Origin of the sequence: Paraburkholderia oxyphila NBRC 105797 (assembly GCF_000685075.1) — a bacterium.
Taxonomy (GTDB): Bacteria; Pseudomonadota; Gammaproteobacteria; order Burkholderiales; family Burkholderiaceae; genus Paraburkholderia; species Paraburkholderia oxyphila.
In genome coordinates this window covers 1-6,833 of record NZ_BAYD01000130.1, presented here as the reverse complement: position 1 = coordinate 6,833, position 6,833 = coordinate 1, and the positions used below count along the sequence as shown (strand labels likewise).

Below are 6,833 nucleotides of genomic sequence, written 5' to 3'. Positions count from 1 at the left end.
GACGCTTGCGGCCCGCCGCGAAACCAAGTTAAGGCCAACGCCTGATACCTCACGATTAAGGCCCGAGCGCCCGGCGCTCAAAAACAAACCTGCTAAAAAGGCAAGCCTAGATGAACGCGACAATGTTCCCGCACTTGTTCACGCCGCTAAAACTTCGCGCTGCGACGCTAAAGAACCGCATCATGTCGACGGGCCACGACACAACGCTCCCAACGGACGGCCGCGTCAACGACGCATTGATTGCCTACCACGAGGCCAGAGCGCGCGGCGGCGCGGGCCTGATCGTGATGCAGGTCGCCGGCGTGCACGAGACCGCGCGCTACACCTCGCACCTGCTGATGGCAACCGACGACAGCTGTATACCAGGCTACCGCCGCCTGGCCGAAGCAGTCCACGCCCACGGCTGCAAGCTGTTCTCACAGCTCTTCCACCCAGGCCGCGAGCTAATGGAATCAGCAGACGGCCTGCTGGCAGTCGCCTACGCCCCTTCACCCGAGCCCAACGAACGCTTCCGCGTGATGCCACGCGAACTCCCCCACGCGATGATCGACGAGATCATACGCGGCTACGGCCAGGCCGCACGCCGCATGCACGAGGCCGGCCTCGACGGCGTGGAATTCGTCGCGAGCCACGGCTATCTGCCCTCGCAATTCCTCAATCCCCGCGTAAACCATCGCACCGACGCATACGGTGGCACCCCCGAAAACCGCCTGCGCTTCCTCCGCGAAGTGCTCGACGAAATCCGCCGCCAAACCTCCGAAGACTTCGTGATCGGCATGCGCATCAGCGCCGGCGAGCGCGACGCAAGCGGCCTCACCGCCGAAGATGCGCTTCACGCGTGCACGCATCTCCAAGCCCATCTCGACTACGTGAACATCATCGCGGGCAATTCGGCGTCGCTCGGCGGTGCGATGCATATCGCTCCACCCATGTCGTTCGCCAACGCCTACGTCGCCCCCGATGCGAAATCGTTCAAGGAAAGCCTCTCGATTCCCGTGTTCGTCGGCGGCCGGATCAATCAGCCTCACGAAGCCGAAGCGGTCATCGCCAAAGGCCAGGCCGACGTATGCGGCATGACGCGCGCGCTGATCTGCGATCCGCAAATGCCGGTCAAGGCCCAGGCGGGCAACACCGACGACATTCGCGCCTGTATCGGCTGCAACCAGGCCTGTATCGGCCACTTCCATCGCGGTTATCCGATTTCGTGCATCCAGCATCCCGAGACGGGACGCGAGCTCACTTACGGCGAGATGAAGCCGGCCGCGCGGCGCCGCAAGGTCGTGGTGGTCGGCGGCGGCCCGGCCGGCATGAAGGCGGCGGTCACTGCCGCCAGGCGCGGGCACGACGTCACGCTCTACGAGGCCGGCAATCAGCTCGGCGGGCAGGCGCTGCTCGCGCAGTTGCTGCCGCGCCGCAGCGAGTTCGGCGGCATTGCGACGAATCTCGCGCGCGAGATCGAGTTGTCGGGCGCACGCGTGGTGAAGAACACCCGCGTCGATGCGGCGATGATCCGCGATCTGCGGCCCGACGCCGTGATTCTCGCGACAGGCGCGACGCCCTGGCTGCCCGAGTTCGAAAGCGACGGCGGCGTGGCAGTGGTGAACGCGTGGCAGGTGCTGCGCGGAGAGGCCCAAGTGGGCGCGCGCGCGCTCGTGGTCGACTGGCGCTCCGACTGGATCGGGCCGGGCGTGGCGGAACTGCTCGCGCGCGCGGGCACCGCCGTCCGGCTCGCGGTGAACGGCACGCACGCGGGCGAGACGCTGCCGCTTTATGTGCGCGACGACATTGCCGCCGAGCTGCATCGGCGCCAGATCCCGGTGACGCCGTACGCGCGCCTGTACGGATGCGATGGCGACACCGTGTTCATGCAGCACACCACGAGCGAGGAGCCCATCGTCTTCGAAGGCGTCGATACGCTCGTGCTGTGTCACGGCCACAAGCCCGAGTCCGGGCTCGAAGCGGCATTGCGGCCGCTCGCCAATGGCCGCGAAGATGCGCCGCTGGCCGAGTTGATCGTGATTGGCGACTGCCTGGCGCCGCGCACGGCGGAGGAGGCCGTCTACGAAGGGCTAAAGGCCGGTTGGCAAGTTTAGGGCGAGTGAGAGGAGCCAGGCGCCTGCTCAACCCGGCAGCGCCTTGCTTTGCAGGCATTCGAGGAAATACTCGGCCTCGCCGCTCAGGACGAGGTCCTTGCGATACAGGACGCTGAGCTCTAGCCGCGGCAGCTTCCAATCGAGTGCGATGCGCTCCAGCGTGCCGCGCGCGATTTCCTCCTCCAGCTGGAAGTCGGGCCACACGCTCACCACGCCCGCCTCGCTCGCGAGTTCCGTATAGAGCCGCCGCGCGGTGCACACGGTGACGCGTGACGGCGGTGCGAGCTGGGCGCTGGCGCCGGCCTGCGCGGTCAGCGTGGCCCAGAACGCCGGCATGCTCTTGCGCGTGTAGTTGTAGAGCCAGTGCGCCTCGCGCAGGCGCGTGAGCCGCGTCTCGCCGGCCAGCGGGTCGCCGCGCTTGAGCGCGAGCGACTGCGCGACGAAGCCCAGCGGGACCACGCGGAACTCGGTGCCGGCGTCTCCCGGGGCCGTAAAGCCGATGCACATGTCGAACGAGCCGTCTCGCAGGCCGTCGATGAGCCGGGTCGTCTGGAACTCGAACACGTCGAGCGGCACATTGGGAAAGCGCGTGCGGAACGCGTGGATGGCATCCGGCACCACGATCGAGGCGGCCAGCAGCGACACACCAATCCGGATCGTCAGCACCGAAGACGTCTTCATCTCCTCCAGTTCCTGCTCCGCGCGCTCGATCTCGCCAACCACGGTGCGCGCGCGCCGCAGCAGCGCCTCGCCATAGGGCGTCAGACGAATGCCCGAGCCGCTGCGCACGAGCAGCTGCACGCCGAGGCGCGCCTCCAGCTCCTTGATGCTCTTGGTCACGGCGGGCTGGGACAGGCACAGCGCATGGGCGGCGGCCATCAGCGTGCCGTGCTCGGCAATGGCCACGAGGATGCGCAGTTGGGTGGTTTTCATCGCTTTCGCGGCCCATGAGCCTTGGCTATGTACATAAAAAACTGGAAATTGACCAGTCGCGGCGCTGGCTAGTATAGCCACTTCGCCGCCCCCGCACGGGCGCGGCCTGATGCACGGAAGTCACGGCATGCAGCGCATGCACCGCATGCACCGAAGAGAGGGAGGAAAAGTGGGAGCGGATTTGATCGATACGGACTTCGACGAGCTCGTCGCGTTGCGGCGGGACATCCACGCGAACCCGGAGACAGCGTTCGACGAGATGCGCACGAGCGAGCTGGTCGCGGCGAAACTGCGTGCCTGGAATATCGAAACGCACACGGGCGTGGGCAAGACCGGGGTGGTGGGCGTGATTCGCGGCTCGCGCAGCGGGCCGGAGAGTGGGCCGAACAGCGTTCGCACGATCGCGCTGCGCGCCGACATGGATGCGCTGCCGATGAACGAGGAAGGGCGTCCGTTGCACCGCTCCTTGCGGCAAGGCGTATTCCACGGCTGTGGCCATGACGGCCACACGGCCATGCTGCTCGGCGCGGCCCGCCATTTCAGCCGCCATCGCGACTTTGCCGGCACGCTGGTGCTGATCTTCCAGCCCGCGGAGGAGACGGGCGGCGGCGCGCTCGCCATGCTCGACGACGGCCTCGAGACGCGCTTTCCCTACGACGAGATCTACGCGATGCACAACGCGCCGCACTTCGCGCCGGGGACATTCGGCGTGCGCGATGGGGCCATGCTCGCGTCCTGCGACGAGTTCGAGATTAACGTGACCGGCGTGGGCGGCCATGGCTCCTCGCCGGAGAAAACGAAGGATCCGGTCGCGGCATCCGCGCAACTCATCTGTGCGTTGCAGACGGTCGTGAGCCGCGCGATCGATCCGGCAGCGGCAGCCGTCTTGAGCGTCGGCAGCATTCACGCGGGCAGCGCGTCGAACGTGATTCCTTCGCAGGCCAAAATGACGGGCACGGTGCGCACCTTCGACGAAAGCGTGCGCGCGCGCATGAAGGCACGCATCGAGGCGATCTGCGCGGGCGTCGCGCTGGCGACCGAATGCGAGATCGCGGTGCGCTTCTACGGCAGCTCACCGGCGACGATCAATCATCGCGCGCAGGCCGAGGCTGCGGAGGCCGCCGCAGCCGAGGTCTTCGGCCCGGAGAACGTGCTGCGCGAGTTCGCGCCGCTCAACGGCTCCGAGGACTTCTCCGAATTCCTGCTGCGCCGGCCCGGCGCTTACGTGCTGCTGGGCCAGGGCGGCGTCTATTGCCACCATCCCGAGTTCGATTTCAACGACGAAGTGCTGCCGCTTGGCGTGCGCTTCTTCGTGACGCTGGCGCTCGCGCGCCTGAGCGCGTAGTGCGTGCACTCACGCGTCTTGAACACAATTCCCAATCCAGTCAGGAGACACTGATGAAACCGCACCTGCTGCCGATGCTCGGCGCAGCGCTTGCCGCCGCCTCACTCGTCCTCGCGCAATCCGCGCAGGCCGAAACCTTGCGCTTCGGCACCGACCCGACCTATCCGCCGTACGAATACAAGCTGCCGAGCGGCCAGCTCGCCGGGCTCGACATCGAGCTCGGCAATGCGCTGTGCGCCGCCGCGCACGTGAAATGCGAATGGGTGGAGGGCAGCTTCGACGGGCTGATCGCCGGCCTGCAATCGCGCAAGTTCGACGCCATCAACGCGTCGCTCGCGGCAACGGCGGCGCGCCGCGCCGTGATGGACTTCACCACGCCGCTCTATCCGGCGGACATTCGCCTGCTCGCGCCGAAGGCCGCGCATCTGCAGCCCAATGCGGCGTCGCTGGCTGGCAAGCGCATTGGCGTGCTGCAGGGCTCGACCCAGGAGGCCTTCGCGAAGCTCAACTGGGCGCCGCATGGCGTTTCGGTCGTCGAGTACCCGGACCAGAACAGCGTCTATGCCGACCTCTCGAACGGGCGGCTCGACGGCACGCTCGTCATCGGCGCCGCTGCGCGGCTCGGCTTCCTCGCGAAGCCCGAGGGCAAGAGCTTCGAGCTGGCGGGCCCGCAGATCGTCGACCCGGCGCTGCTTTCCATGAGCAGCGTGATTGGCGTGCGCAAGAACGATCCGCATACGCTGCAGGCGCTCGACACCGCCATCGCGCAACTCAAGCAGGACGGCACGATCGACCGTCTGACGCACAAGTATCTGGACGCCACGCCGGCAACGAAGTAAGCGCCGCACCCGTGCAGGTGCACGCCGGCTAACGCGGGGACACGCCCGCGCGCGGCGCGTCCTGCGCGGTTCACCGTGGCCCGCTATTGGGCTTCTACCCGCTGATTGAAAACATGAAACGACACGCACTACTGGGTTGCGTGCTGGGCGCGTTCGCGCTCGGCGCGCACGCAAGCAACGACTCCAGCGTCACGCTGTTTGGCATCATCGACGAGGGCATCGTCTATACCGGCAACCAGGGCGGCGCGCATGCGCTGCAGACGGTCAGCGGCACCACGGCCCCCACCAAATGGGGCCTGCGCGGCACTGAAGATCTCGGTGACGGCAACAAGGCGCTGTTCATGCTCTCCACCACGTTCTCCGCCAACAACGGCACCGCGTGGCCGAGCGGACGCATGTGGGGCGACTACGCCTGGGTTGGCCTGCAGAACGAGCGCCTCGGCACGCTCAAGCTCGGCCGCCAGGCCGATTCGATGACGGCCTACCTCGGCGACTTCTCAGCCGGCGGCAACTGGGGTGGCACATTCTTCGCTCACCCTTTCGACAACGATAATCTTTGGGACTCCTTCTTGCTGAACAACGCGGTGCGCTATGAAAGCGTGAGCGTTGGCGGCTTCGACGTGGGCGCGACCTATGCGTTCAGCAACAAGGCGGCGTCGGCGACGGGCGGTTCGGGGTTCGCCGACAACCGCGTCTGGGAGGCGGCCGCGCGCTATCGAAACGGGCCTTTCAGCGCCGCGCTGGTCTACGAGCAGATCGATCATGCGGGCGACGACGCGCCCGGAACCTTTGGCGCAGTCGATGCGGCCGACGCCAATTTCACCGCCAACGGGCAGCGTATTTATGGTGTGGGCCTCGGGTACTCGCTCTCGAAAGTGGACTTGCACGCGAATCTCACGCGCTCGACGTTCTCGCAGCCCTCGGGCGAATATCAAAGTGCGAGTTTCACTGGCGCGAGCTCCTTGAGCTTTAATAACGCGGAGGTCAATGCGGTCTGGCACGTTACACCCGCGGTCAGCCTGAGTGGCGCCTATACGTACACTGAGGCGCGGGTCGACGGGAACTCGCCGCACTGGAACCAGTTCGGTTTCGTGGCCGAATATGCACTCTCGCATCGCACCAGCATTTATGCCCAAGGGGTCTATCAGCGTGTTTCTGGCGAGGGGTCACCTTTCGCACAGGCGCAGATCAATACGCTTTCGCCGGCTTCGGGCGATGTTCAGTCGGTGGTTGGCGTGGGGTTGCGGCACTTCTTCTAGTAGTGGGGGAGGATCGGCCCTGCCGGGAGTAGCGGGTCGCGCTGGCGGGCCGCTACTTTTGGCCTCGCGACGGCGACTCGTGCGTGCGGACAGGTTTCGAAACGCGTCATCACCATCGGCGAGATGGGCGATCAGGAACAGGCACCATGCACTCAGCAGCGCGAATGCGCCAAACAGGATGAAGAGTTGGGTGTCCACGAACACTCCTCGGGAAAGCGTTGGATGCGACCGGCGCTGTTCCGCAGGATTCGTCAGCGCATTGGTGGGTGCGCTGGTGGTAAGCAAGGTTCGTGCTTGGGGGCGGCTGTGGCCGCCTGGTTTTAGGTTGGCCTTAACTTGTTTTCGCGGCGGGCCGCAAGCGTTG

Annotated in this window: 5 protein-coding genes; 4 read left to right on the top strand and 1 reads right to left on the bottom strand. The window is 66.2% G+C overall.

From position 1 onward, the window contains the following. Positions 1–110 precede the first annotated feature (110 nt). Complete coding sequence (locus BO1_RS42370) at positions 111–2,093, top strand: oxidoreductase (RefSeq protein WP_028222745.1); 1,983 nt, start codon at positions 111–113, stop codon at positions 2,091–2,093. Between the two features lie 27 nt (positions 2,094–2,120). On the opposite strand, the gene BO1_RS42365 is transcribed toward BO1_RS42370, so the two are convergent. Further along, entirely contained in the window at positions 2,121–3,026 is a 906-nt protein-coding gene (locus BO1_RS42365; protein ID WP_028222744.1) for a LysR family transcriptional regulator, read from the bottom strand. A 169-nt stretch (positions 3,027–3,195) separates the two neighbouring features. On the opposite strand from BO1_RS42365, the gene BO1_RS42360 reads away from it, so the two are divergent. The 3 genes from BO1_RS42360 to BO1_RS42350 all read left to right on the top strand — a co-directional run bounded on the left by BO1_RS42360 (position 3,196) and on the right by BO1_RS42350 (position 6,469). After that, positions 3,196–4,371, top strand: coding sequence for an amidohydrolase (locus tag BO1_RS42360; RefSeq protein WP_245644050.1), 1,176 nt, complete (start codon positions 3,196–3,198; stop codon positions 4,369–4,371). A 53-nt stretch (positions 4,372–4,424) separates the two neighbouring features. Continuing rightward, positions 4,425–5,210: a transporter substrate-binding domain-containing protein gene (locus tag BO1_RS42355; protein ID WP_052409813.1), complete on the top strand. Its 786-nt coding sequence runs from the start codon at positions 4,425–4,427 to the stop codon at positions 5,208–5,210. A 113-nt stretch (positions 5,211–5,323) separates the two neighbouring features. After that, complete coding sequence (locus tag BO1_RS42350; protein WP_028222741.1) at positions 5,324–6,469, top strand: porin; 1,146 nt, start codon at positions 5,324–5,326, stop codon at positions 6,467–6,469. The last annotated feature ends 364 nt before the right edge of the window (positions 6,470–6,833 follow it).